The following is a 26538-nucleotide window of genomic DNA, read 5'->3' on the forward strand; positions in this document are numbered from 1 at the left end:
CGAGTTGCTTCAGTTCATCGAAGCCCAGAAGGAGTTGAAAGAGCGAGGTGGTTTGGCTCTTTTGACGATTCGATCTTCTCGGTCGAAAGCGGTGTAAAAGAGGTGTTGACAGCAGCGAGTAACGCTGTAGAATTCGCCTCCCGCTAACGAGAGATCGCAAGCGCAAGTGGTTGAAGTTGCAAAGGAAACTTTGAAAACTTCGAAAAATAACCGCTTGACAGCAACAGAGGCTGCTGTAGAATGCGCGCCTCGGCTGAGACGAAAGATCTTAACCAACCGCTCTTTAACAACTGAATCAAGCAATTCGTGTGGGTGCTTGTGGAGTCAGACTGATAGTCAACAAGATTATCAGCATCACAAGTTACTCCGCGAGAAATCAAAGATGTAACCAACGATTGCTGAGCCAAGTTTAGGGTTTCTTAAAAACCCAAAGATGTTTGAACTGAAGAGTTTGATCATGGCTCAGATTGAACGCTGGCGGCAGGCCTAACACATGCAAGTCGAGCGGCAGCACGGGTACTTGTACCTGGTGGCGAGCGGCGGACGGGTGAGTAATGCCTAGGAATCTGCCTGGTAGTGGGGGATAACGCTCGGAAACGGACGCTAATACCGCATACGTCCTACGGGAGAAAGCAGGGGACCTTCGGGCCTTGCGCTATCAGATGAGCCTAGGTCGGATTAGCTAGTTGGTGAGGTAATGGCTCACCAAGGCGACGATCCGTAACTGGTCTGAGAGGATGATCAGTCACACTGGAACTGAGACACGGTCCAGACTCCTACGGGAGGCAGCAGTGGGGAATATTGGACAATGGGCGAAAGCCTGATCCAGCCATGCCGCGTGTGTGAAGAAGGTCTTCGGATTGTAAAGCACTTTAAGTTGGGAGGAAGGGCATTTACCTAATACGTAAGTGTTTTGACGTTACCGACAGAATAAGCACCGGCTAACTCTGTGCCAGCAGCCGCGGTAATACAGAGGGTGCAAGCGTTAATCGGAATTACTGGGCGTAAAGCGCGCGTAGGTGGTTCGTTAAGTTGGATGTGAAATCCCCGGGCTCAACCTGGGAACTGCATTCAAAACTGTCGAGCTAGAGTATGGTAGAGGGTGGTGGAATTTCCTGTGTAGCGGTGAAATGCGTAGATATAGGAAGGAACACCAGTGGCGAAGGCGACCACCTGGACTGATACTGACACTGAGGTGCGAAAGCGTGGGGAGCAAACAGGATTAGATACCCTGGTAGTCCACGCCGTAAACGATGTCAACTAGCCGTTGGGAGCCTTGAGCTCTTAGTGGCGCAGCTAACGCATTAAGTTGACCGCCTGGGGAGTACGGCCGCAAGGTTAAAACTCAAATGAATTGACGGGGGCCCGCACAAGCGGTGGAGCATGTGGTTTAATTCGAAGCAACGCGAAGAACCTTACCAGGCCTTGACATCCAATGAACTTTCCAGAGATGGATTGGTGCCTTCGGGAACATTGAGACAGGTGCTGCATGGCTGTCGTCAGCTCGTGTCGTGAGATGTTGGGTTAAGTCCCGTAACGAGCGCAACCCTTGTCCTTAGTTACCAGCACGTTAAGGTGGGCACTCTAAGGAGACTGCCGGTGACAAACCGGAGGAAGGTGGGGATGACGTCAAGTCATCATGGCCCTTACGGCCTGGGCTACACACGTGCTACAATGGTCGGTACAGAGGGTTGCCAAGCCGCGAGGTGGAGCTAATCCCAGAAAACCGATCGTAGTCCGGATCGCAGTCTGCAACTCGACTGCGTGAAGTCGGAATCGCTAGTAATCGCGAATCAGAATGTCGCGGTGAATACGTTCCCGGGCCTTGTACACACCGCCCGTCACACCATGGGAGTGGGTTGCACCAGAAGTAGCTAGTCTAACCTTCGGGAGGACGGTTACCACGGTGTGATTCATGACTGGGGTGAAGTCGTAACAAGGTAGCCGTAGGGGAACCTGCGGCTGGATCACCTCCTTAATCGACGGCATCAGCTGCTCCATAAGTTCCCACACGAATTGCTTGATTCATTGAAGAAGACGAGAAGCCAGCCAGCACGGTGGCCGTTGTCGTTAGAGTTTAGAAATGAATATTCCGGTGTGAATATTGATTTCTAGTCTTTGATTAGATCGTTCTTTAAAAATTTGGGTATGTGATAGAAAGATAGACTGGACGTTACTTTCACTGGTAACGGATCAGGCTAAGGTAAAATTTGTGAGTTGCTCTTTGGAGCAAGAATCGAATTTTCGGCGAATGTCGTCTTCACAGTATAACCAGATTGCTTGGGGTTATATGGTCAAGTGAAGAAGCGCATACGGTGGATGCCTTGGCAGTCAGAGGCGATGAAAGACGTGGTAGCCTGCGAAAAGCTTCGGGGAGTCGGCAAACAGACTTTGATCCGGAGATATCTGAATGGGGGAACCCAGCCATCATAAGATGGTTATCTTAAGCTGAATACATAGGCTTAAGAGGCGAACCAGGGGAACTGAAACATCTAAGTACCCTGAGGAAAAGAAATCAACCGAGATTCCCTTAGTAGTGGCGAGCGAACGGGGACTAGCCCTTAAGTGGCTTTGAGATTAGCGGAACGTTCTGGAAAGTACGGCCATAGTGGGTGATAGCCCTGTACGCGAAAATCTCTTAGTCATGAAATCGAGTAGGACGGAGCACGAGAAACTTTGTCTGAATATGGGGGGACCATCCTCCAAGGCTAAATACTACTGACTGACCGATAGTGAACTAGTACCGTGAGGGAAAGGCGAAAAGAACCCCGGAGAGGGGAGTGAAATAGATCCTGAAACCGTATGCGTACAAGCAGTGGGAGCCCACTTTGTTGGGTGACTGCGTACCTTTTGTATAATGGGTCAGCGACTTATTTTCAGTGGCGAGCTTAACCGAATAGGGGAGGCGTAGCGAAAGCGAGTCTTAATAGGGCGTCTAGTCGCTGGGAATAGACCCGAAACCGGGCGATCTATCCATGGGCAGGTTGAAGGTTGGGTAACACTAACTGGAGGACCGAACCGACTACCGTTGAAAAGTTAGCGGATGACCTGTGGATCGGAGTGAAAGGCTAATCAAGCTCGGAGATAGCTGGTTCTCCTCGAAAGCTATTTAGGTAGCGCCTCATGTATCACTGTAGGGGGTAGAGCACTGTTTCGGCTAGGGGGTCATCCCGACTTACCAAACCGATGCAAACTCCGAATACCTACAAGTGCCGAGCATGGGAGACACACGGCGGGTGCTAACGTCCGTCGTGAAAAGGGAAACAACCCAGACCGTCAGCTAAGGTCCCAAAGTTATGGTTAAGTGGGAAACGATGTGGGAAGGCTTAGACAGCTAGGAGGTTGGCTTAGAAGCAGCCACCCTTTAAAGAAAGCGTAATAGCTCACTAGTCGAGTCGGCCTGCGCGGAAGATGTAACGGGGCTCAAACCATACACCGAAGCTACGGGTATCACTTAGGTGATGCGGTAGAGGAGCGTTCTGTAAGCCTGTGAAGGTGAGTTGAGAAGCTTGCTGGAGGTATCAGAAGTGCGAATGCTGACATGAGTAACGACAATGGGTGTGAAAAACACCCACGCCGAAAGACCAAGGTTTCCTGCGCAACGTTAATCGACGCAGGGTTAGTCGGTCCCTAAGGCGAGGCTGAAAAGCGTAGTCGATGGAAAACAGGTTAATATTCCTGTACTTCTGGTTATTGCGATGGAGGGACGGAGAAGGCTAGGCCAGCTTGGCGTTGGTTGTCCAAGTTTAAGGTGGTAGGCTGGAATCTTAGGTAAATCCGGGATTTCAAGGCCGAGAGCTGATGACGAGTTACCCTTTGGGTGACGAAGTGGTTGATGCCATGCTTCCAAGAAAAGCTTCTAAGCTTCAGGTAACCAGGAACCGTACCCCAAACCGACACAGGTGGTTGGGTAGAGAATACCAAGGCGCTTGAGAGAACTCGGGTGAAGGAACTAGGCAAAATGGCACCGTAACTTCGGGAGAAGGTGCGCCGGTGAGGGTGAAGCATTTACTGCGTAAGCCCATGCCGGTCGAAGATACCAGGCCGCTGCGACTGTTTATTAAAAACACAGCACTCTGCAAACACGAAAGTGGACGTATAGGGTGTGACGCCTGCCCGGTGCCGGAAGGTTAATTGATGGGGTTAGCTAACGCGAAGCTCTTGATCGAAGCCCCGGTAAACGGCGGCCGTAACTATAACGGTCCTAAGGTAGCGAAATTCCTTGTCGGGTAAGTTCCGACCTGCACGAATGGCGTAACGATGGCGGCGCTGTCTCCACCCGAGACTCAGTGAAATTGAAATCGCTGTGAAGATGCAGTGTATCCGCGGCTAGACGGAAAGACCCCGTGAACCTTTACTATAGCTTTGCACTGGACTTTGAATTTGCTTGTGTAGGATAGGTGGGAGGCTTTGAAGCGTGGACGCCAGTTCGCGTGGAGCCAACCTTGAAATACCACCCTGGCAACTTTGAGGTTCTAACTCAGGTCCGTTATCCGGATCGAGGACAGTGTATGGTGGGTAGTTTGACTGGGGCGGTCTCCTCCTAAAGAGTAACGGAGGAGTACGAAGGTGCGCTCAGACCGGTCGGAAATCGGTCGTAGAGTATAAAGGCAAAAGCGCGCTTGACTGCGAGACAGACACGTCGAGCAGGTACGAAAGTAGGTCTTAGTGATCCGGTGGTTCTGTATGGAAGGGCCATCGCTCAACGGATAAAAGGTACTCCGGGGATAACAGGCTGATACCGCCCAAGAGTTCATATCGACGGCGGTGTTTGGCACCTCGATGTCGGCTCATCACATCCTGGGGCTGAAGCCGGTCCCAAGGGTATGGCTGTTCGCCATTTAAAGTGGTACGCGAGCTGGGTTTAGAACGTCGTGAGACAGTTCGGTCCCTATCTGCCGTGGACGTTTGAGATTTGAGAGGGGCTGCTCCTAGTACGAGAGGACCGGAGTGGACGAACCTCTGGTGTTCCGGTTGTCACGCCAGTGGCATTGCCGGGTAGCTATGTTCGGAATAGATAACCGCTGAAAGCATCTAAGCGGGAAACTAGCCTCAAGATGAGATCTCACTGGGACCTTGAGTCCCCTGAAGGGCCGTCGAAGACTACGACGTTGATAGGTTGGGTGTGTAAGCGCTGTGAGGCGTTGAGCTAACCAATACTAATTGCCCGTGAGGCTTGACCATATAACACCCAAGCAATTTGCTGACCCTTCTTTATAAATGAAAAGGGGCACCAGATTGCGGTGTGTGAAGACGATACAAGTCGAAAATTCGAAACGAAACACACAAATCTATCGCATACCCATTCGCTGGAGCGTGAACCGTAAGGTAAACGACCTGGCTACCGAATTTCTTGACGACCATAGAGCATTGGAACCACCTGATCCCATCCCGAACTCAGCAGTGAAACGATGCATCGCCGATGGTAGTGTGGGGTTTCCCCATGTGAGAGTAGGTCATCGTCAAGATTGAATTCCGAAACCCCTATCTGCGTATGCAGGTAGGGGTTTTGTTTTGTCCGCAGAAAACTGCTCAGTAGGGTTTCTATGCAATGGCGCGGGGCATGGCTATCATGCGGACCTCATTGTGAGGCGAGACTTGCATGCTGACATTGTTAAAGCTTCTTAAAGATGGTCGATTCCATTCGGGGCAGGCCTTGGGTGCCGCCTTGGGTATCAGTCGTAGTGCCGTTTGGAAGCAGCTTCAGCATCTAGAGGCTGAGCTGGGATTATCCATTCATAAAGTGCGGGGGCGCGGCTATCAACTGGCTGCGCCATTGACGCTGCTTGATCCTGTCGAGATAAAAGAGCAGGCACCTTCTTGCGATTGGCCCATCCTTGTTTTCGATTCAATTGACTCCACTAATGCCGAGGCTTTGCGCGCTATCGAGCGGGGCCAGACGGCGCCCTTTCTGGTGCTTGCTGAGCGGCAAACTGCAGGTCGTGGGCGGCGCGGACGTAAATGGGCAAGCCCATTCGCGGAAAACATCTATTACAGCCTCGTGCTGCGTATTGAAGGTGGAATGCGTCAGCTTGAGGGCTTGAGTCTGGTTGTTGGACTCGCCGTCATGCAGGCCTTGCGTGAGTTCGGTATTTCGGGAGCTGGCTTGAAGTGGCCCAACGATGTTTTGGTTGGTCAGAAGAAAGTCGCCGGGATATTGCTCGAGCTGGTGGGAGATCCTGCCGATGTGTGCCACGTGGTGCTAGGTGTGGGAATTAATGTGAACATGCAGATTACCGATGGGGTAGATCAGCAGTGGACGTCGATGCGGCTAGAGTCGGGCAAGGTGTTTGATCGGAATCACTTGGTCGGGAAGTTGGGCGCGATGCTCCAGGCATATCTGTCTCGTCATCAGCTCGACGGTTTTTCAGCTATCCAGGCAGAGTGGGAGCAAAATCATCTCTGGCAAGGGCGGGCCGTGTCATTGATCGCAGGTGTTAACCATATAGATGGCGAAGTGCTGGGTATTGATGGTCAAGGTGCTCTGCGCTTGAGGGTGGGTGGTGTGGAAAAGGTCTTTAGTGGTGGTGAGCTCAGTCTGAGGTTGCGTGATGATTCTTGAGCTCGACTGCGGAAACAGTTTTATCAAATGGCGTGTGCTCGACGCGGATGTTCGGCGGGTGGTTGGCGAGGGTGTCGTTGATTCTGATCTCGCTTTGTTGGAGGGATTGAAAGCGCTTGAGGGGCTCGCTCTCAAGTTTTGCCGGTTGGTTAGTGTGAGGACAGCCGAAGAAACCAGTGCGCTGATTTCTCGGCTGACAGAAGCTTTTGGTGTGTCGGTGGTGTGTGCTGCGCCATCACGCGAAATGGCCGGCGTTCGTAATGGTTATGAGGAGTTTGAGCGGTTAGGGCTCGACCGTTGGCTGGCAATGCTTGGGGGGTTCCAGTTGGCTTCCGGTGCGTGCCTTGTGCTTGATTTTGGCACGGCTGTAACTGCGGACTTCATCTCTAGGGATGGAGAGCACCTTGGAGGATTTATATGCCCAGGAATGCCTCTGATGCGAAACCAGTTGCGTACCCACACACGTAGAATTCGTTATGGCGATCTGGCAGCTGAGCGTGCTTTGGAAAGTCTCGTTCCTGGTCGGACAACTGTCGAAGCGGTAGAACGGGGATGCTCGTTGATGCTGAGGGGCTTTGTCCTGACGCAGCTAGAGTTGGCGCGTAGCTATTGGGGGAGCGATTATTCTGTTTTTCTCACTGGGGGAGATGCAGACCTGGTTTCCGGCATCGTGCCTCGGGCCCGGGTGGTTCCTGATCTTGTGTTTGTAGGTTTGGCTATGGCGTGTCCCTTGTCGTGAGGTTTCTATGCGTTGGTTGTTTCTTCTGCTGCTTGTTCTGAATGTGTTCTATTACGTCTGGCACCAACAAGAGGCTCCTTTGCGTGCGAAGGATGTAACCCCTTTGAGTTTGTATCGTGGGTCGCAGCAGGATATTCGCTTGTTGAGCGAGACAACTGACGCGGCTCGGGATAAAGGAAAGTCTGCTCCGGCAGACGATGGCTGTCTCTATCTGGGCGGTTTTGCTCGTCAGGAGGCGGCGCAGGCGGTTGAGCGACGATTGAGTGGCATGGACATCAAGTTCGAATCCTTGCTGAGGGCTCCTGCCGGGGCTGATGGTTACTGGGTGCGTGTGGCACCAGAAAGCCGACGTTGGCTGGATGACTCGCAGCTGAAAAACCTTTCTAGAGAATTCAATGAGTTAAAACATAAAATAATGCCGTGTGAGGGGGTTGCACCCACCGAATAGTTTGCATAGAATGGCGCCCGCTTCGCAGTGAAGACCTTTACTGGTTAACGCCGCAAAGTGACGTCAACGCAGCTAACCTCAGGTTTTTAATGAGAAAATGCTTGACAGAAGGCTGGCATGATATAGAATGCCGGCTCGCTTAGGAGGGGTTCCCGAGCGGCCAAAGGGATCAGACTGTAAATCTGACGTCTACGACTTCGAAGGTTCGAATCCTTCCCCCTCCACCATTTTTAGCGAGAGCTGCAAGCTCCGCGGGTATAGTTTAGTGGTAGAACCTCAGCCTTCCAAGCTGATGATGCGGGTTCGATTCCCGCTACCCGCTCCAAGTTTGCAGATCCTGCATAGCGTTACGCTCTTGTAGCTCAGTTGGTAGAGCACACCCTTGGTAAGGGTGAGGTCAGCGGTTCAAATCCGCTCAAGAGCTCCATATAACAAGGCAGATATGAAAATATCTGCCTTTGTTTTAATGGCTTGTTTGACCTGCTCAATTCTTCTCCTAAGGGTGATTTTGATGGCTAAGGAAAAGTTCGAACGTAATAAGCCTCACGTCAACGTTGGTACCATTGGTCACGTCGATCACGGTAAAACCACTCTGACTGCTGCTTTGACCCGTGTCTGCTCCGAGGTTTTCGGTTCGGCAAAGGTTGACTTCGACAAGATCGATAGCGCCCCTGAAGAAAAAGCTCGTGGTATTACCATCAACACCGCTCACGTTGAGTACGATTCGGCCGTGCGCCACTACGCGCACGTTGACTGTCCAGGTCACGCTGACTACGTAAAAAACATGATTACCGGTGCTGCTCAGATGGATGGCGCGATTCTGGTTTGCTCGGCCGCTGATGGTCCGATGCCGCAAACCCGTGAGCACATCCTTCTGTCCCGCCAGGTTGGCGTTCCGTACATCGTTGTCTTCCTGAATAAGGCTGACATGGTTGATGATGCGGAGCTGCTCGAGTTGGTTGAGATGGAAGTGCGCGACCTGTTGAGCACTTACGATTTCCCAGGTGATGACACTCCGATCATCATTGGTTCGGCGCTGATGGCGTTGAATGGTCAAGACGATAACGAGATGGGTACTACTGCCGTCAAGAAGTTGGTCGAGACTCTGGATAGCTACATTCCGCAGCCTGAGCGTGCTATTGATAAGCCGTTCCTGATGCCGATCGAGGATGTTTTCTCGATCTCTGGTCGCGGTACTGTTGTGACCGGTCGTGTTGAGCGTGGCATTGTCCGCATTCAGGAAGAAGTAGAGATTGTTGGTCTTCGTGACACTGTCAAAACTACTTGCACTGGTGTTGAGATGTTCCGCAAGCTGCTCGACGAAGGTCGTGCTGGCGAGAACTGCGGCGTGTTGCTGCGTGGTACCAAGCGTGATGATGTTGAGCGTGGCCAGGTTCTGGTCAAGCCGGGCACTGTCAAGCCGCATACCAAGTTCACTGCAGAAGTTTACGTTCTGAGCAAGGAAGAGGGCGGTCGTCATACGCCGTTCTTCAAGGGTTACCGTCCACAGTTCTACTTCCGTACTACGGATGTGACTGGTAACTGCGAATTGCCAGAAGGCGTTGAAATGGTGATGCCGGGTGATAACGTTCAGATGACCGTTACCCTGATCAAAACCATCGCGATGGAAGATGGGCTTCGCTTCGCTATCCGTGAAGGCGGTCGTACCGTCGGTGCTGGTGTCGTAGCTAAAGTCATCGAGTAAGTTGTTGTAATGTCTTTTTCGGGCCGGCATAATGGTCGGCCTGATTTTGTTTTTAGGTCAGTAGCTCAATTGGCAGAGCGACGGTCTCCAAAACCGTAGGTTGGGGGTTCGATTCCCTCCTGACCTGCCAGATTCACTTGGTGTGTCTGGCTTTCTTTTCACAGGATCTTCATAGATGACTCCTAAAGCTGAAGCTCAAGGCTCTCGCTTCGATCTGCTCAAGTGGCTAGTAGTAGTTGCTTTGGTGGTTGTTGGCGTTGTTGGCAATCAGTATTACTCTGCTTCGCCGATCCTGTACCGCGTACTGGCTTTGCTCGCCATTGCTGCTGTAGCTGCCTTTGTAGGCCTGCAGACAGTCAAGGGCAAGTCTTTCTTTGTACTGGTTAAGGAAGCTCGCACCGAGATTCGTAAAGTCGTATGGCCAACTCGCCAAGAAACCACGCAGACCACGTTGATCGTTGTGGCTGTTGTTCTGGTTATGGCGTTGCTGTTGTGGGGGCTAGATTCCCTGCTCGGCTGGCTTGTTTCCTTGATTGTCGGCTAAGGGTGTCCCGTGGCTAAGCGTTGGTACGTTGTGCATGCTTACTCCGGTTACGAGAAGCATGTCATGCGCTCGTTGGTAGAGCGCGTAAAGCTGGCTGGCATGGAAGATGGCTTCGGCGAAATTCTGGTTCCCACTGAAGAAGTGGTTGAAATGCGTAATGGCCAGAAACGCAAAAGCGAGCGCAAGTTCTTTCCAGGTTATGTGCTGGTTCAGATGGACATGAATGAGGGTACTTGGCACTTGGTCAAGGATACTCCTCGGGTGATGGGTTTTATCGGCGGTACAGCTGATAAGCCTGCACCTATCACAGATAAAGAGGCAGAAGCGATTCTGCGTCGCGTTGCTGATGGTAGTGACAAGCCGAAGCCGAAGACGTTGTTCGAGCCAGGCGAGTCGGTACGTGTCAATGATGGTCCGTTTGCCGACTTTACTGGCACGGTCGAAGAAGTTAATTACGAGAAGAGCCGGATCCAAGTGGCAGTGCTCATTTTCGGTCGCTCTACTCCGGTAGAGCTAGAGTTCAGTCAGGTCGAAAAGGTCTAGCTGAGCAAGCATCCCAACCCCGCAGCCCTAGGCTGTGGGGTTTTGTCGTCACTGGGATAAACGCGCAAGTAACCGGGGAGCCTTTCGAGGCGTTCGAACCCGTAATTGGAGTGCCTCATGGCCAAGAAGATTACCGCTTACATCAAGCTGCAAGTGAAGGCCGCTCAGGCTAACCCAAGCCCACCTGTTGGTCCTGCTCTGGGTCAGCACGGCGTGAACATCATGGAATTCTGCAAGGCTTTCAACGCCCGTACTCAGGGTATTGAGCCAGGTCTGCCGACTCCAGTGATCATCACTGTCTACAGCGACCGTAGCTTCACTTTCGAAACCAAATCCACACCTGCTTCGGTTCTGCTGAAGAAAGCTGCTGGTCTGACTAGCGGTTCCGCTCGTCCGAACACCGTTAAGGTTGGCACCGTTACCCGTGCTCAGCTGGAAGAAATCGCGAAAACCAAAAACGCGGATCTGACTGCAGCTGATATGGACGCGGCCGTGCGTACTATCGCCGGTTCTGCTCGTAGCATGGGCCTTAACGTGGAGGGTGTGTAATGGCTAAGTTGACCAAGCGTCAAAAGGCTATCGCCGGCAAAATCGAAGCAGGCAAGTCCTACAACTTTGTAGACGCTGCCGCTCTGCTGGCTGAGCTGTCGACCGTCAAGTTCAGCGAGTCGTTTGACGTTGCTGTAAACCTGGGTGTTGACCCGCGTAAATCCGACCAGGTCGTTCGTAGCGCTACTGTGCTGCCACACGGCACTGGCAAGACCGTTCGCGTTGCTGTGTTCACCCAGGGTCCAGCTGCTGAGGCCGCTTTGGCTGCCGGCGCTGACCGTGTAGGTATGGACGATCTGGCTGCCGAAATGAAAGGCGGCGACCTGAACTATGACGTAGTTATCGCATCCCCGGATGCAATGCGCGTTGTTGGTCAGTTGGGTCAGATCCTGGGCCCGCGTGGCCTGATGCCTAACCCTAAAGTCGGCACCGTAACGCCAGACGTAGCTACCGCGGTTAAAAACGCCAAGGCTGGTCAGGTTCGTTATCGCACCGACAAAAACGGCATCATCCACACCTCCGTTGGCAAAGTCGGTTTCGACGCCGTCAAGCTGAAGGAAAACGTTGAAGCCCTGATCGCTGATCTGAAGCGTATCAAGCCAGCTTCCTCGAAAGGTATTTACGTCAAGCGCGTTACCCTGAGCACCACCATGGGTCCAGGCCTGGTCATCGACCAAGGTTCGCTCGACGCGTAAGACACAGGTTGGCGCAAGCGATTGCGCCAATTGAAAGATTGGGGTCCCTGCCTGGCGGGGGCTATCCAAGACCGTAGGCGACGCAAGTCTTAAACCTCAAGCCTACGCAGATGGTGCTCCCGGTTCCTTACCGAATCAGACACCAAAACGACATCTGGCCTCGGTTGGATGAAACGGTAACAAGCAGGAGTTTTTCCCGTGGCAATTAAACTTGAAGACAAGAAGGCCATCGTCGCTGAAGTCAACAAGGCTGCCCAAGTTGCTCTGTCCGCTGTCGTGGCTGATGCCCGTGGCGTAACAGTAGGCGCTATGACCGGACTCCGTAAAGAGGCTCGTGAAGCTGGTGTTTACGTACGTGTTGTACGTAACACTCTGCTCAAGCGCGCCGTTGCTGGCACTCAATATGACGTGCTCAACGACGTGTTCACCGGCCCGACCTTGATTGCATTCTCCAAAGATCATCCGGGCGCTGCTGCTCGTATCTTCAAAGAGTTCGCAAAAGGTCAGGATAAGTTCGAGATCAAGGCAGCTGCGTTCGAGGGCAAGTTCCTCGCAGCTAATCAGATCGACGTACTGGCAAGCCTGCCGACCCGTGACGAAGCAATTTCTCAGCTGATGAGCGTGATTCAAGGCGCAACCAGCAAATTGGCTCGTACTCTGGCGGCTCTTCGCGACCAGAAAGAAGCTGCCGCAGCCTAAGGCTGAGCGACTCCTTTCAGCGTTTATTGTTTATTTCGATGGCCGCGTAGGCTGTCACCCCAATACAGGAATTTATAGTCATGTCTCTGACTAACGACCAAATCATCGAAGCAATCGGCGAAAAATCCGTTCTGGAAATCGTTGAGCTGATCAAGGCCATGGAAGAGAAGTTCGGCGTTTCCGCTGCCGCTGCTTCCGCTGGTCCAGCTGCTGTCGCTGCCGTTGTTGAAGAACAAACTGAATTCAACGTCATGCTGCTGGAAGCTGGCGAGAAGAAAGTTAACGTGATCAAGGCAGTACGTGAACTGACCGGTCTGGGCCTGAAAGAAGCCAAGGCTGTAGTTGACGGCGCTCCTGGCGTTGTTCTGGAAGCTGTTTCGAAAGACGCAGCTGACAAAGCAAAAGCCACTCTGGAAGAAGCAGGCGCTAAAGTCGAGCTGAAGTAAGCATCGACTTTGCGTCTCCAGCCCGAGCGTTAAGCGAAAGGCTGATGGCTGGTGGCTCTTGCCACCGGCCTTTTTCCGTTATTGGCAGCCGACTGGGTCGGTGCTGATAACGAGCTGTAACCACCCGATGCGGTGGCGCAAACCATGGGGTTTGCACGATTTTCTGGCTGCTCCCGTCGGGAGGGGCCAAACAAGCAGGTGACCAAGCTGGGGAACGCTGATGGCTTACTCATATACTGAGAAAAAACGTATCCGCAAGGACTTTAGCAAGTTGCCGGACGTCATGGATGTGCCGTACCTCCTGGCCATCCAGCTGGATTCGTATCGTGAATTCTTGCAAGCGGGAGCGACTAAAGATCAGTTCCGCGACGTGGGCCTGCATGCGGCCTTCAAATCCGTTTTCCCGATCATCAGCTACTCCGGCAATGCTGCGCTGGAGTACGTCGGTTATCGCCTGGGCGAACCGGCATTTGATGTCAAAGAATGCGTATTGCGCGGTGTAACTTACGCCGTACCTTTGCGGGTAAAAGTGCGCCTGATCATTTTCGACAAAGAATCGTCGAACAAAGCGATCAAGGACATCAAAGAGCAAGAAGTCTACATGGGTGAAATCCCACTGATGACTGAGAACGGTACCTTTGTAATCAACGGTACCGAGCGTGTAATCGTTTCCCAGCTGCACCGTTCCCCGGGCGTGTTCTTCGACCACGACCGTGGCAAGACGCACAGCTCCGGCAAACTGTTGTACTCGGCGCGTATCATTCCTTACCGCGGTTCGTGGTTGGACTTCGAGTTCGACCCGAAAGACTGCGTATTCGTGCGTATCGACCGTCGTCGCAAGCTGCCTGCATCGGTACTGCTGCGCGCGCTCGGCTATACCACTGAAGAAGTGCTCGACGCGTTCTACACCACCAACGTTTTCCACCTGAGCGGCGAAACCCTCAGTCTGGAACTGATTGCTTCGCGTCTGCGTGGTGAAATCGCTGTACTTGATATTCAGGACGAGAAGGGCAAGGTCATCGTTGAGGCTGGTCGCCGTATTACTGCGCGTCACATCAACCAGATCGAAAAAGCCGGTCTCAAGACCCTGGAAGTGCCTCTGGACTACGTCCTGGGTCGCACTACCGCCAAGGCCATCGTGCATCCGGCAACCGGCGAAATCCTGGCAGAGTGCAACACCGAGCTGAACACCGAGATCCTGGCAAAAATTGCCAAGGCCCAGGTTGTTCGCATCGAAACGCTATATACCAACGATATCGACTGCGGTCCGTTCGTCTCCGACACTCTGAAGATCGACTCCACCAGCAACCAATTGGAAGCGCTGGTCGAGATCTATCGCATGATGCGTCCAGGCGAGCCGCCAACCAAAGACGCTGCCGAAACCCTGTTCAACAACCTGTTCTTCAGTCCTGAGCGCTATGACCTGTCTGCGGTCGGCCGGATGAAGTTCAACCGTCGTATCGGTCGTACCGAGATCGAAGGTTCGGGCGTGTTGTGCAAAGAAGACATCGTTGCGGTGCTGAAGACTCTGGTCGACATCCGTAACGGTAAAGGCATCGTCGATGACATCGACCACCTGGGTAACCGTCGTGTTCGCTGCGTAGGCGAAATGGCCGAGAACCAGTTCCGCGTTGGCCTGGTACGTGTTGAGCGTGCGGTCAAAGAGCGTCTGTCGATGGCTGAAAGCGAAGGCCTGATGCCGCAAGACCTGATCAACGCCAAGCCAGTGGCTGCGGCGGTGAAAGAGTTCTTCGGTTCCAGCCAGCTTTCCCAGTTCATGGACCAGAACAACCCGCTGTCCGAGATCACCCACAAGCGTCGTGTTTCTGCACTCGGCCCTGGCGGTTTGACTCGTGAGCGTGCTGGCTTTGAAGTGCGTGACGTACACCCGACTCACTACGGTCGTGTATGCCCGATTGAAACGCCAGAAGGTCCGAACATCGGTCTGATCAACTCCCTGGCCGCTTATGCGCGCACCAACCAGTACGGCTTCCTCGAAAGCCCGTACCGCGTGGTGAAAGACGCTCTGGTCACCGACGAGATCGTGTTCCTGTCCGCCATCGAAGAAGCTGATCACGTGATCGCTCAGGCTTCGGCCACGATGAACGACAAGAAAATGCTGATCGACGAACTGGTAGCTGTTCGTCACTTGAACGAGTTCACCGTCAAGGCGCCGGAAGACGTCACCTTGATGGACGTTTCGCCGAAGCAGGTAGTTTCGGTAGCAGCGTCGCTGATCCCGTTCCTCGAGCACGATGACGCCAACCGTGCGTTGATGGGTTCGAACATGCAGCGTCAAGCTGTACCAACCCTGCGCGCTGACAAGCCGCTGGTCGGTACTGGCATGGAGCGTAACGTAGCTCGTGACTCCGGCGTTTGCGTCGTGGCTCGTCGTGGTGGCGTTATCGATTCCGTCGACGCCAGCCGTATCGTGGTTCGTGTTGCTGATGATGAAGTTGAAACCGGTGAAGCTGGTGTCGACATCTACAACCTGACCAAATACACCCGCTCCAACCAGAACACCTGCATCAACCAGCGTCCGCTGGTGCGTAAAGGTGATCGGGTTCAGCGTAGCGACATCATGGCTGACGGCCCGTCCACCGACATGGGTGAACTGGCGCTGGGTCAGAACATGCGCATCGCGTTCATGGCCTGGAACGGTTACAACTTCGAAGACTCCATCTGCCTGTCGGAACGAGTTGTTCAAGAAGACCGCTTTACCACGATCCACATTCAGGAACTGACCTGTGTGGCACGTGACACCAAGCTTGGGCCAGAGGAAATCACTGCAGACATCCCAAACGTGGGTGAAGCTGCACTGAACAAGCTGGACGAAGCCGGTATCGTTTACGTAGGTGCTGAAGTTGGCGCAGGCGACATCCTGGTAGGTAAGGTCACTCCGAAAGGCGAGACTCAACTGACTCCGGAAGAAAAACTGCTGCGTGCCATCTTCGGTGAAAAAGCCAGCGACGTTAAAGACACCTCCCTGCGTGTGCCTACCGGCACCAAGGGAACTGTCATCGACGTACAGGTCTTCACCCGCGACGGCGTTGAGCGTGATGCTCGTGCACTGTCGATCGAGAAGACTCAACTCGACGAGATCCGCAAGGACCTGAACGAAGAGTTCCGTATCGTTGAAGGCGCAACTTTCGAACGTCTGCGATCCGCTCTGGTCGGCCACAAAGCCGAAGGCGGCGCTGGTCTGAAGAAAGGTCAGGACATCACCGACGAAATTCTCGACGGTCTTGAGCATGGTCAGTGGTTCAAACTGCGCATGGCTGAGGATGCTCTGAACGAGCAGCTCGAGAAGGCTCAGGCCTACATCGTTGATCGCCGCCGTCTGCTGGACGACAAGTTCGAAGACAAGAAGCGCAAACTGCAGCAGGGCGATGACCTGGCTCCAGGCGTGCTGAAAATCGTCAAGGTTTACCTGGCAATCCGTCGCCGCATCCAGCCGGGCGACAAGATGGCCGGTCGTCACGGTAACAAAGGTGTGGTCTCCGTGATCATGCCGGTTGAAGACATGCCGCACGATGCCAATGGCACCCCGGTCGACGTCGTCCTCAACCCGTTGGGCGTACCTTCGCGTATGAACGTTGGTCAGATCCTTGAAACCCACCTGGGCCTCGCGGCCAAAGGTCTGGGCGAGAAGATCAACCGGATGATCGAAGAGCAGCGCAAAGTCGCTGAGCTTCGTAAATTCCTCGACGAGATCTACAACCAGATCGGCGGTCGTAACGAAGATCTGGATAGCTTCTCCGACCAGGAAATCCTGGATCTGGCGAAGAACCTGCGTGGCGGCGTTCCAATGGCCACTCCAGTGTTCGACGGCGCCAAGGAAAGCGAAATCAAGGCCATGCTGAAACTGGCAGACCTGCCAGAAAGCGGCCAGATGCAGCTGACCGACGGCCGTACCGGCAACAAGTTCGAGCGCCCGGTTACTGTTGGCTACATGTACATGCTGAAGCTGAACCACTTGGTAGACGACAAGATGCACGCTCGTTCTACCGGTTCGTACAGCCTGGTTACCCAGCAGCCGCTGGGTGGTAAGGCGCAGTTCGGTGGTCAGCGTTTCGGGGAGATGGAGGTCTGGGCACTGGAAGCATACGGTGCTGCTTACACTCTGCAAGAAATGCTCACAGTGAAGTCGGACGATGTGAACGGCCGTACCAAGATGTACAAAAACATCGTGGATGGCGATCACCGTATGGAGCCGGGCATGCCCGAGTCTTTCAACGTGTTGATCAAGGAAATTCGTTCCCTCGGCATCGATATCGATCTGGAAACCGAATAACACGTGACGCGAATCGAGAGCGGGGCAGGATTGCCCGCTCTCTGCTCCGCCAGGAGGAAAGGCCTTGAAAGACCTACTGAATTTGCTGAAAAACCAGGGTCAAGTCGAAGAGTTCGACGCCATCCGTATTGGATTGGCATCGCCTGAGATGATCCGTTCGTGGTCGTTCGGTGAAGTTAAAAAGCCGGAAACCATTAACTACCGTACGTTCAAACCTGAGCGTGACGGCCTGTTCTGCGCCAAGATCTTTGGCCCGGTAAAGGATTACGAGTGCCTGTGCGGTAAGTACAAGCGCTTGAAGCACCGCGGTGTGATCTGCGAGAAGTGCGGCGTTGAAGTCGCGCTGGCCAAAGTTCGTCGTGAGCGCATGGCGCACATCGAACTGGCTTCCCCGGTTGCCCACATCTGGTTCCTGAAGTCGCTGCCGTCGCGTATCGGCTTGCTGATGGACATGACCCTGCGTGATATCGAACGCGTTCTCTACTTCGAGAGCTATGTCGTTATCGATCCAGGCATGACCACCCTTGAAAAAGGTCAGCTGCTCAACGATGAGCAGTACTTCGAAGCGCTGGAAGAGTTCGGCGACGATTTTGATGCCCGCATGGGTGCCGAAGCTGTCCGTGAACTGCTGCACGCTATCGACCTGGAACACGAGATTGGCCGCCTGCGTGAAGAAATTCCGCAAACCAACTCCGAAACCAAAATCAAGAAGCTGTCCAAGCGTCTGAAGTTGATGGAAGCCTTCCAGGGTTCCGGCAACCTACCAGAATGGATGGTGCTGACCGTTCTGCCGGTTCTGCCGCCAGATCTGCGTCCACTGGTCCCGCTGGATGGCGGTCGTTTCGCGACTTCCGACCTCAACGATCTGTATCGTCGAGTGATCAACCGTAACAACCGCTTGAAGCGCCTGCTTGATCTGTCCGCTCCGGACATCATCGTGCGCAACGAAAAGCGTATGTTGCAGGAAGCTGTCGATGCACTGCTCGATAACGGTCGTCGTGGCCGCGCTATCACCGGTTCCAACAAACGTCCTCTGAAATCCCTGGCTGACATGATCAAGGGTAAGCAAGGTCGTTTCCGTCAGAACTTGCTCGGTAAGCGTGTTGACTACTCCGGTCGTTCGGTAATTACCGTGGGTCCGACCCTGCGTCTGCACCAGTGCGGTCTGCCGAAGAAGATGGCTCTCGAGCTGTTCAAGCCGTTCATTTTCGGCAAGCTGGAAATGCGTGGTCTCGCTACCACCATCAAAGCTGCCAAGAAGATGGTCGAGCGCGAGCTGCCAGAGGTTTGGGACGTTCTTGCTGAAGTGATTCGCGAACACCCGGTTCTCCTCAACCGTGCACCGACCCTTCACCGTCTGGGTATCCAGGCGTTTGAACCGGTACTGATTGAAGGTAAGGCTATCCAGCTGCACCCTCTGGTCTGTGCTGCGTACAACGCCGACTTCGACGGCGACCAAATGGCCGTGCACGTACCGCTGACACTGGAAGCCCAGTTGGAAGCGCGTGCGTTGATGATGTCGACCAACAACATTCTGTCGCCAGCCAACGGTGAGCCAATCATCGTTCCGTCGCAGGACGTTGTATTGGGTCTGTACTACATGACTCGTGAAGCGATCAACGCCAAGGGCGAAGGTCGTGTGTTCGCGGATCTGCAAGAAGTTGACCGTGTGTTCCGTGCCGGCGAAGCCGCACTGCACGCCAAGGTCAAAGTGCGGATCAACGAAACCGTCAACGATCGTGATGGTGGCAGCGTCAAGAACACCCGTATCGTCGACACCACTGTCGGCCGTGCGCTGTTGTTCCAGGTTGTTCCACCTGGCCTGTCGTACGACGTCGTCAACCAGCCGATGAAGAAAAAGGCGATCTCCAAGCTGATCAACCAGTGCTACCGCGTGGTTGGTTTGAAAGAGACCGTGATCTTCGCTGACCAGTTGATGTACACCGGTTTTGCCTATTCGACCATTTCCGGCGTTTCCATCGGTGTTAACGACTTCGTTATCCCGGATGAAAAAGCCCGCATCATCGGTGCTGCTACCGACGAAGTGAAAGAGATCGAAAGTCAGTACGCCTCCGGCCTGGTAACCCAGGGCGAGAAGTACAACAAAGTGATCGACCTTTGGTCCAAGGCGAACGACGAAGTTTCCAAGGCGATGATGGCCAACCTCTCGAAAGAGAAAGTCATCGACCGTCATGGCGTCGAAGTCGACCAGGAATCCTTCAACTCGATGTACATGATGGCCGACTCGGGCGCACGGGGTTCTGCTGCGCAGATCCGTCAGCTCGCCGGTATGCGTGGTCTGATGGCCAAGCCGGACGGTTCCATCATCGAAACGCCGATTACTGCGAACTTCCGTGAAGGTTTGAGCGTACTTCAGTACTTCATCTCCACTCACGGTGCTCGTAAAGGTTTGGCGGATACCGCGTTGAAAACTGCGAACTCCGGTTACCTGACTCGTCGTCTGGTAGACGTGGCGCAGGATCTGGTAGTAACCGAGATCGATTGCGGCACCGAACATGGCTTGGTAATGACTCCGCACATTGAAGGCGGTGACGTTGTTGAGCCGCTGGGTGAGCGCGTATTGGGTCGTGTTATTGCCCGTGACGTGTTCAAGCCAGGTACCGAGGAAATCATCGTTCCTGCCGGCACGCTGGTAGACGAGAAGTGGGTCGAGTTCATCGAGCTGAACAGCATCGACGAAGTGATCGTGCGTTCGCCGATCAGCTGCGAAACCCGCTACGGCATTTGTGCCAAGTGCTACGGCCGTGACTTGGCTCGTGGTCACCAGGTGAACATCGGTGAAGCGGTCGGCGTTATCGCTGCCCAGTCCATCGGTGAGCCGGGTACCCAGCTGACCATGCGTACGTTCCACATCGGTGGTGCGGCAAGCCGGACCTCCGCAGCCGACAGCGTTCAGGTGAAGAATGGCGGTACCGTCCGTCTGCATAACCTGAAGCACGTTGAGCGAGTGGATGGTTGCCTGGTTGCTGTGTCCCGTTCCGGTGAGCTGGCGATCGCTGATGACTTCGGTCGTGAGCGCGAGCGTTACAAGCTGCCGTACGGTGCTGTGATTTCGGTTAAAGAAGGTGACAAGGTCGACGCTGGCGCAATCGTGGCCAAGTGGGATCCGCACACTCACCCAATCGTTACCGAAATGAAAGGTACCGTGACCTACGTGGGCATGGAAGAAGGCATCACGATCAAGCGTCAGACTGACGAATTGACCGGTATGACCAACATTGAAGTACTCGACGCCAAAGACCGTCCAGCTGCCGGTAAAGATATCCGTCCTGCTGTGAAGATGGTTGATGACAACGGCAAGGATCTCTTGCTGCCGGGTACCGACGTAATTGCTCAGTACTTCCTGCCTGCTAACGCCCTGGTGGGTGTAGCGGACGGTGCGAAAATCGCGATCGGTGATGTTATCGCTCGTATTCCGCAAGAGACTTCGAAGACCCGTGACATCACCGGTGGTCTGCCGCGTGTTGCCGACTTGTTCGAAGCCCGTCGTCCGAAAGAAGCCTCGATTCTGGCTGAAGTCAGCGGCACCATCGCGTTCGGTAAAGAGACCAAAGGCAAGCGCCGTCTGGTCATTACCCCGAACGACGGTAGCGATCCGTACGAAGAGCTGATTCCGAAGTGGCGTCACCTGAACGTCTTCGAAGGCGAACAGGTAAACCGCGGCGAAGTTATCTCCGACGGCCCGAGCGATCCACACGACATCCTGCGTCTGCTGGGTGTGAGTGCGCTGGCCAAGTACATCGTGAACGAGATCCAGGACGTTTATCGTCTGCAAGGCGTGAAGATCAACGACAAGCACATCGAGACCATCTTGCGTCAGATGCTGCGTAAAGTTGAAATCGCTGAATCCGGCGATTCCAGTTTCATCAAGGGCGACCAGATGGAATTGACTCACGTACTGGTAGAGAACGAGCGTCTGGCTGGTGACGAGAAATTCGTTTCCAAGTTCACTCGTGTGCTGTTGGGTATCACCAAGGCGTCGTTGTCCACCGAATCGTTCATCTCGGCGGCTTCCTTCCAGGAAACCACTCGCGTACTGACCGAGGCGGCGGTAACCGGCAAGCGCGATTACTTGCGCGGCCTGAAAGAAAACGTGGTCGTGGGTCGTCTGATCCCGGCTGGTACCGGTCTGGCTTATCACAGCGAGCGCAAGCGCCGCCGTGATGCTGACAAACCGTTGCGCGTAAGCGCCAGTGAAGTGGAAGCTGCACTGACCGAAGCGCTGAACTCGAGCGGTAACTGAGTTCTGCGGTAAATGAGCGTAAGGCCCTGGCCATTCCGTTCATCGAATCGAGACAATTTGTCGAGGTTGGATGAGCGGGGAGGTCGGGGCCTTGCCTTGACTGGGGGCAAGATCCTCTTTAGACTCTTGTACCCCTAAATTTGGCGGGAATTCGTTCCTGCCATTTTGCTTTTCTTGCAAGACAATAGCGTCGCAAGACAACAGTGGAGCTAGTAGATGGCAACTATCAACCAGCTGGTACGTCAGCCGCGTAAGCGTATCGTCGAGAAATCCGACGTGCCTGCGCTGCAGAACTGCCCGCAACGTCGTGGCGTATGCACCCGTGTGTATACCACCACGCCGAAAAAACCTAACTCGGCACTGCGTAAAGTATGCCGTGTGCGTCTGACCAACGGTTTCGAGGTTTCCTCGTACATCGGCGGTGAAGGCCACAACCTGCAAGAGCACAGCGTGGTACTGATCCGCGGCGGTCGTGTAAAAGACTTGCCAGGTGTTCGTTACCACACCGTACGCGGTTCTTTGGATACTTCCGGCGTTAAAGGTCGTAACCAGGGTCGCTCGAAGTACGGTACCAAGAAGCCTAAGTAGTAACGGCTTTTTGTAAAAACTGATTTTCTATTTTTCTGAGTCGATAAGAGTAAGGTCGGAGGCGTCCCGAAAGGGCACCGATTCCGAGCGAACCTGAAGACCGTTTGAGGGCTTATCCATGCCAAGAAGACGCGTAGCAGCCAAGCGCGAAGTGCTTGACGATCCAAAATACGGAAGCCAAATCCTGGCCAAGTTCATGAACCACGTAATGGAAAGCGGCAAGAAAGCCGTTGCCGAGCGTATCGTTTATGGCGCGCTGGAGAAGGTTAAAGAACGCAAGAACAGCGACCCCCTGGAAATCTTCGAGAAAGCTCTCGACGCCATCGCTCCGCTGGTCGAAGTAAAGTCGCGCCGTGTAGGCGGTGCTACTTACCAGGTTCCGGTTGAAGTTCGTCCGTCCCGTCGTAACGCCCTGGCAATGCGCTGGTTGGTAGACTTCGCCCGCAAGCGCGGCGAGAAGTCTATGGCTCTGCGTTTGGCTGGCGAACTGTTGGACGCTGCCGAAGGTAAAGGTGCTGCAGTTAAGAAGCGTGAAGACGTGCACCGTATGGCTGAAGCTAACAAAGCTTTCTCGCACTACCGCTTCTAATTTTAGCGTCACTAATTTTGCGAGGGCTTTATGGCTCGTACTACACCGATTAACCGCTACCGTAACATTGGTATCGTTGCTCACGTGGATGCTGGTAAAACCACCACCACCGAGCGCGTCCTTTTTTACACTGGCAAAAGTCACAAAATGGGCGAGGTGCATGACGGCGCCGCGACCACAGACTGGATGGTGCAGGAGCAGGAGCGTGGTATTACCATTACTTCTGCTGCTATTACCGCCTTCTGGCAGGGTTCCGAGAAGCAGCACAAGGACCAATACCGCTTCAACGTTATTGATACCCCGGGCCACGTTGACTTCACTATTGAAGTTGAGCGTTCCCTGCGTGTACTCGATGGCGCGGTCGTTGTGTTCTGCGGTACCTCGGGTGTTGAGCCTCAGTCGGAAACCGTATGGCGTCAAGCCAACAAATACGGCGTTCCACGTCTTGTTTATGTAAACAAGATGGACCGTGCTGGTGCAAACTTCCTGCGCGTGATCGGTCAGATCAAGCAGCGTCTGGGTCACACTCCGGTGCCAATTCAGTTGGCTATCGGTTCCGAAGATAACTTCCAGGGTCAGATCGATCTGATCGCCATGGAAGCTGTTTACTGGAATGACTCTGACAAAGGCATGGTTCCAGTTCGCAAGCCAATCCCTGCTGAGTTGCAGGAACTGGCTGACGAATGGCGCGGCAACATGGTTGAGGCTGCGGCCGAAGCCAGCGAAGAGCTGATGAACAAGTACCTCGAAGGTGAAGAACTCACCAACGTGGAAATCAAGGCCGCTCTGCGTCAGCGTACTATCGCTGGTGAGATCGTTCTGGCTGTTTGTGGTTCTTCCTTCAAGAACAAGGGTGTTCCCCTGGTTCTCGACGCCGTAATCGACTACCTGCCGGCTCCTACCGACATTCCTGCCATCAAGGGTACTGACCCGGATGACGAGACCAAGGAAATGGAGCGTCACGCAGACGACAGCGAGCCGTTCTCGGCTCTGGCGTTCAAGATCGCTACCGACCCATTCGTGGGTACCTTGACCTTCGTTCGAGTTTACTCGGGCGTGTTGGCCTCCGGCGACGGCGTGATCAACTCGGTTAAAGGCAAGAAAGAGCGCGTGGGTCGTATGGTGCAAATGCACGCAAACGCCCGTGAAGAAATCAAGGAAGTACGCGCTGGTGACATCGCGGCCTTGATCGGCATGAAGGACGTCACCACTGGCGAAACTTTGTGCAACGCTGACAAGCCAATCATCCTGGTTCGCATGGACTTCCCGGAGCCGGTTATTTCGGTTGCCGTAGAGCCTAAGACCAAGGACGACCAGGAAAAAATGGGTATCGCTCTGGGCAAACTTGCTCAGGAAGACCCGTCTTTCCGCGTCAAGACTGATGAAGAGACTGGTCAAACGATCATCTCCGGCATGGGCGAGTTGCACCTGGACATCCTGGTTGACCGGATGCGCCGTGAGTTCAACGTCGAAGCCAACATCGGTAAGCCTCAAGTTTCGTACCGTGAGCGCATCACGAAGAGCTGCGAAATTGAAGGCAAGTTCGTTCGCCAGTCCGGCGGTCGTGGCCAGTTCGGTCACTGCTGGATTCGTTTTGCTCCTGCTGACGAAGGTCAGGAAGGTCTGCAATTCCTGAACGAAGTAGTGGGTGGTGTGGTTCCTAAGGAATACATCCCGGCTATCCAGAAAGGTATCGAAGAGCAGATGAAGAACGGCGTTGTCGCCGGCTATCCGCTGATCGGCCTGAAGGCTACCGTGTTTGATGGTTCCTACCACGACGTCGACTCCAACGAGATGGCGTTTAAGGTGGCTGCTTCCATGGCGACCAAGCAACTGGCCCAGAAGGGCGGTGGTGAGTTGCTTGAGCCGATCATGGCGGTAGAGGTTGTTACGCCTGAAGACTATATGGGTGACGTGATGGGCGACCTTAACCGTCGTCGCGGCATGATCCTGGGTATGGAAGACACGGTCTCCGGCAAAGTGATTCGCGCCGAAGTTCCGCTGGGTGAGATGTTCGGTTACGCAACCGACGTACGCTCCATGTCCCAAGGTCGCGCAAGCTACTCTATGGAATTCAAAAAATACAATACGGCTCCGTCGCACATCGTCGAAACCGTAACCAAAAAACAAGGCTGATTCAGCCCCTTTAGGCTAGGAGTTAATTGTCGTGGCTAAAGAAAAATTTGACCGTACCCTCCCGCACGTCAACGTTGGCACCATCGGTCACGTCGACCACGGTAAAACCACGCTGACCGCTGCTCTGACTCGTGTCTGCTCCGAAGTTTTCGGTTCGGCTGTTGTTGCTTTCGATAAAATCGACAGCGCTCCAGAAGAGAAGGCTCGTGGTATCACCATCAACACCGCGCACGTTGAATACAACTCGCTGATCCGTCACTACGCTCACGTTGACTGCCCAGGTCACGCTGACTATGTGAAGAACATGATCACCGGTGCTGCTCAGATGGACGGCGCTATCCTGGTTTGCTCGGCCGCTGATGGTCCGATGCCACAAACCCGTGAGCACATCCTGCTGTCCCGTCAGGTTGGCGTTCCGTACATCGTTGTCTTCCTGAACAAGGCTGACATGGTTGACGACGCTGAGCTGTTGGAACTGGTTGAGATGGAAGTGCGCGATCTGCTGAGCACTTACGACTTCCCAGGTGACGACACTCCGATCATCATCGGTTCGGCTCTGATGGCTCTGAACGGCCAAGACGACAACGAAATGGGCACCACTGCCGTTCGTAAACTGGTTGAGACTCTGGACAGCTACATTCCAGATCCAGTCCGTGTTATCGACAAGCCGTTCTTGATGCCAATCGAAGACGTATTCTCGATCTCCGGTCGCGGTACTGTTGTAACTGGCCGTATCGAGCGCGGTATCGTCAAGGTTCAGGATCCACTGGAAATCGTTGGTCTGCGTGACACTACCGTCACCACCTGCACCGGTGTTGAAATGTTCCGTAAGCTGCTCGACGAAGGTCGTGCTGGCGAGAACTGCGGCGTGCTGCTGCGCGGCACCAAGCGTGACGACGTTGAGCGTGGCCAGGTTCTGGTCAAGCCAGGTTCGGTTAAGCCGCACACTACCTTCGAAGCCGAAGTGTATGTGTTGAGCAAAGAAGAAGGCGGTCGCCACACTCCGTTCTTCAAAGGCTACCGTCCACAGTTCTACTTCCGGACCACTGACGTGACCGGTAACTGCGAACTGCCGGAAGGCGTTGAAATGGTAATGCCAGGCGACAACATCAAAATGGTTGTCACCCTGATCAAAACCATCGCAATGGAAGATGGTCTGCGTTTCGCTATTCGTGAAGGCGGTCGTACCGTCGGCGCTGGCGTCGTAGCCAAAATCATCGCTTAATAAGTGATGACTTGAAAAAGCCCCCGCCTAGCGGGGGCTTTTTTATTGGGTTGACACTGTAGTAGCCCGTCTATAGAATTGCGCCTCCTTTTAACGGGCGTATTGCGCTCGGTGGGAATAGCAGCCGGAGTCTGAAATCCAATGCAAAATCAGCAAATCCGTATCAGGTTGAAGGCTTTTGACCATCGCCTGATCGACCAATCCACCCAGGAAATCGTGGAAACCGCGAAACGTACTGGTGCTCAAGTGCGTGGTCCAATTCCACTGCCTACCCGTAAAGAGCGGTTCACCGTTCTGGTCTCCCCGCACGTCAACAAAGACGCGCGTGACCAGTATGAGATCCGTACTCATAAGCGCGTTCTGGACATCGTCCAGCCAACGGATAAAACCGTTGATGCTCTTATGAAGCTTGATCTTGCGGCCGGTGTGGAAGTGCAGATCAGCCTCGGCTAAGACTCGGTCTTAGTCGTGTAACGCTCTGAAATGGGCGGCCATAGCGGGTGAAAGCCCCG

Annotated in this window: 17 protein-coding genes, 4 tRNA genes and 3 rRNA genes; all 24 read left to right on the plus strand. The window is 54.0% G+C overall.

Translation table 11 applies throughout. From position 1 onward, the window contains the following. Positions 1-439 precede the first annotated feature (439 nt). Positions 440-1978: ribosomal RNA gene (locus PFAS1_RS14175) — 16S ribosomal RNA — on the plus strand. Positions 1979-2292: 314 nt separating this feature from the next. Beyond that, positions 2293-5184 (plus strand): 23S ribosomal RNA (locus PFAS1_RS14180). Between the two features lie 168 nt (positions 5185-5352). Beyond that, a 5S ribosomal RNA gene (gene rrf / locus PFAS1_RS14185) occupies positions 5353-5468 on the plus strand. Together the 16S, 23S and 5S rRNA genes form the textbook arrangement of a ribosomal RNA operon. Positions 5469-5602: 134 nt before the next feature. Further along, positions 5603-6562: a bifunctional biotin--[acetyl-CoA-carboxylase] ligase/biotin operon repressor BirA gene (gene birA, locus PFAS1_RS14190; protein WP_076029554.1), complete on the plus strand. Its 960-nt coding sequence runs from the start codon at positions 5603-5605 to the stop codon at positions 6560-6562. Beyond that, complete coding sequence (locus PFAS1_RS14195; RefSeq protein WP_076029555.1) at positions 6552-7301, plus strand: pantothenate kinase; 750 nt, start codon at positions 6552-6554, stop codon at positions 7299-7301. The genes birA and PFAS1_RS14195 overlap by 11 nt, the downstream gene beginning before the upstream one ends. Positions 7302-7308: 7 nt before the next feature. After that, complete coding sequence (locus tag PFAS1_RS14200; protein WP_076029556.1) at positions 7309-7749, plus strand: hypothetical protein; 441 nt, start codon at positions 7309-7311, stop codon at positions 7747-7749. A gap of 142 nt (positions 7750-7891) precedes the next feature. Continuing rightward, positions 7892-7976 (plus strand) — tRNA-Tyr (locus PFAS1_RS14205). A gap of 24 nt (positions 7977-8000) precedes the next feature. Further along, positions 8001-8074: transfer RNA gene (locus tag PFAS1_RS14210), tRNA-Gly, on the plus strand. Positions 8075-8100: 26 nt separating this feature from the next. Further along, a tRNA-Thr gene (locus tag PFAS1_RS14215) sits at positions 8101-8176 on the plus strand. A gap of 84 nt (positions 8177-8260) precedes the next feature. Next, complete coding sequence (gene tuf / locus PFAS1_RS14220; RefSeq protein ID WP_007896619.1) at positions 8261-9454, plus strand: elongation factor Tu; 1194 nt, start codon at positions 8261-8263, stop codon at positions 9452-9454. 54 nt (positions 9455-9508) lie between these two features. Further along, positions 9509-9584, plus strand: a tRNA-Trp gene (locus PFAS1_RS14225). Positions 9585-9629: 45 nt separating this feature from the next. Then, the gene (gene secE / locus PFAS1_RS14230; RefSeq protein ID WP_008145488.1) at positions 9630-9998 is read left to right on the plus strand and encodes a preprotein translocase subunit SecE; all 369 of its coding nucleotides are present in this window, start codon (positions 9630-9632) and stop codon (positions 9996-9998) included. Positions 9999-10007: 9 nt separating this feature from the next. Further along, positions 10008-10541 (plus strand): transcription termination/antitermination protein NusG, encoded by a 534-nt coding sequence (gene nusG, locus PFAS1_RS14235; protein ID WP_007896622.1) that lies wholly within the window; start codon positions 10008-10010, stop codon positions 10539-10541. A 117-nt stretch (positions 10542-10658) separates the two neighbouring features. After that, the gene (gene rplK, locus PFAS1_RS14240; protein WP_003210097.1) at positions 10659-11090 is read left to right on the plus strand and encodes a 50S ribosomal protein L11; all 432 of its coding nucleotides are present in this window, start codon (positions 10659-10661) and stop codon (positions 11088-11090) included. After that, the gene (rplA, locus tag PFAS1_RS14245; RefSeq protein ID WP_007896626.1) at positions 11090-11785 is read left to right on the plus strand and encodes a 50S ribosomal protein L1; all 696 of its coding nucleotides are present in this window, start codon (positions 11090-11092) and stop codon (positions 11783-11785) included. The genes rplK and rplA overlap by 1 nt, the downstream gene beginning before the upstream one ends. A 198-nt stretch (positions 11786-11983) precedes the next feature. Then, on the plus strand, positions 11984-12484 hold the full coding sequence (gene rplJ, locus PFAS1_RS14250) for a 50S ribosomal protein L10 (RefSeq protein WP_008145489.1): 501 nt from the start codon (positions 11984-11986) through the stop codon (positions 12482-12484). An 80-nt stretch (positions 12485-12564) separates the two neighbouring features. Next, the gene (gene rplL / locus PFAS1_RS14255; RefSeq protein WP_008145490.1) at positions 12565-12930 is read left to right on the plus strand and encodes a 50S ribosomal protein L7/L12; all 366 of its coding nucleotides are present in this window, start codon (positions 12565-12567) and stop codon (positions 12928-12930) included. 220 nt (positions 12931-13150) lie between these two features. Next, a complete protein-coding gene (gene rpoB / locus PFAS1_RS14260) occupies positions 13151-17224 on the plus strand; it encodes a DNA-directed RNA polymerase subunit beta (protein ID WP_046053257.1) in 4074 nt (1357 codons plus the stop codon). Between the two features lie 64 nt (positions 17225-17288). Further along, positions 17289-21488 carry a DNA-directed RNA polymerase subunit beta' gene (gene rpoC, locus PFAS1_RS14265; protein ID WP_007896632.1) on the plus strand — a complete coding sequence of 1400 codons (4200 nt, stop codon included), beginning with the start codon at positions 17289-17291 and terminating at the stop codon, positions 21486-21488. A 216-nt stretch (positions 21489-21704) separates the two neighbouring features. Then, the gene (rpsL, locus tag PFAS1_RS14270) at positions 21705-22076 is read left to right on the plus strand and encodes a 30S ribosomal protein S12 (protein WP_002555494.1); all 372 of its coding nucleotides are present in this window, start codon (positions 21705-21707) and stop codon (positions 22074-22076) included. Positions 22077-22194: 118 nt separating this feature from the next. Continuing rightward, the gene (gene rpsG, locus PFAS1_RS14275) at positions 22195-22665 is read left to right on the plus strand and encodes a 30S ribosomal protein S7 (RefSeq protein WP_002555493.1); all 471 of its coding nucleotides are present in this window, start codon (positions 22195-22197) and stop codon (positions 22663-22665) included. A gap of 30 nt (positions 22666-22695) precedes the next feature. Then, a complete protein-coding gene (fusA, locus tag PFAS1_RS14280; protein ID WP_074871335.1) occupies positions 22696-24801 on the plus strand; it encodes an elongation factor G in 2106 nt (701 codons plus the stop codon). Between the two features lie 31 nt (positions 24802-24832). After that, positions 24833-26026, plus strand: a complete 1194-nt coding sequence (tuf, locus tag PFAS1_RS14285; RefSeq protein ID WP_008145495.1) for an elongation factor Tu — start codon at positions 24833-24835, stop codon at positions 26024-26026. A gap of 141 nt (positions 26027-26167) precedes the next feature. After that, positions 26168-26479 (plus strand): 30S ribosomal protein S10, encoded by a 312-nt coding sequence (gene rpsJ, locus PFAS1_RS14290; RefSeq protein WP_003186070.1) that lies wholly within the window; start codon positions 26168-26170, stop codon positions 26477-26479. The last annotated feature ends 59 nt before the right edge of the window (positions 26480-26538 follow it).

Source organism: Pseudomonas frederiksbergensis (genome assembly GCF_001952935.1).
GTDB lineage: Bacteria > Pseudomonadota > Gammaproteobacteria > Pseudomonadales > Pseudomonadaceae > Aquipseudomonas > Aquipseudomonas frederiksbergensis.

Coding starts and splice junctions, on each gene's coding strand:
- birA (WP_076029554.1), top strand. CDS start 5,603: ATGCTGACATTGTTAAAGCTTCTTAAAGATGGTCGATTCCATTCGGGG.
- PFAS1_RS14195 (WP_076029555.1), top strand. CDS start 6,552: ATGATTCTTGAGCTCGACTGCGGAAACAGTTTTATCAAATGGCGTGTG.
- PFAS1_RS14200 (WP_076029556.1), top strand. CDS start 7,309: ATGCGTTGGTTGTTTCTTCTGCTGCTTGTTCTGAATGTGTTCTATTAC.
- tuf (WP_007896619.1), top strand. CDS start 8,261: ATGGCTAAGGAAAAGTTCGAACGTAATAAGCCTCACGTCAACGTTGGT.
- secE (WP_008145488.1), top strand. CDS start 9,630: ATGACTCCTAAAGCTGAAGCTCAAGGCTCTCGCTTCGATCTGCTCAAG.
- rplK (WP_003210097.1), top strand. CDS start 10,659: ATGGCCAAGAAGATTACCGCTTACATCAAGCTGCAAGTGAAGGCCGCT.
- rplA (WP_007896626.1), top strand. CDS start 11,090: ATGGCTAAGTTGACCAAGCGTCAAAAGGCTATCGCCGGCAAAATCGAA.
- rplL (WP_008145490.1), top strand. CDS start 12,565: ATGTCTCTGACTAACGACCAAATCATCGAAGCAATCGGCGAAAAATCC.
- rpoB (WP_046053257.1), top strand. CDS start 13,151: ATGGCTTACTCATATACTGAGAAAAAACGTATCCGCAAGGACTTTAGC.
- rpsL (WP_002555494.1), top strand. CDS start 21,705: ATGGCAACTATCAACCAGCTGGTACGTCAGCCGCGTAAGCGTATCGTC.
- rpsG (WP_002555493.1), top strand. CDS start 22,195: ATGCCAAGAAGACGCGTAGCAGCCAAGCGCGAAGTGCTTGACGATCCA.
- fusA (WP_074871335.1), top strand. CDS start 22,696: ATGGCTCGTACTACACCGATTAACCGCTACCGTAACATTGGTATCGTT.
- rpsJ (WP_003186070.1), top strand. CDS start 26,168: ATGCAAAATCAGCAAATCCGTATCAGGTTGAAGGCTTTTGACCATCGC.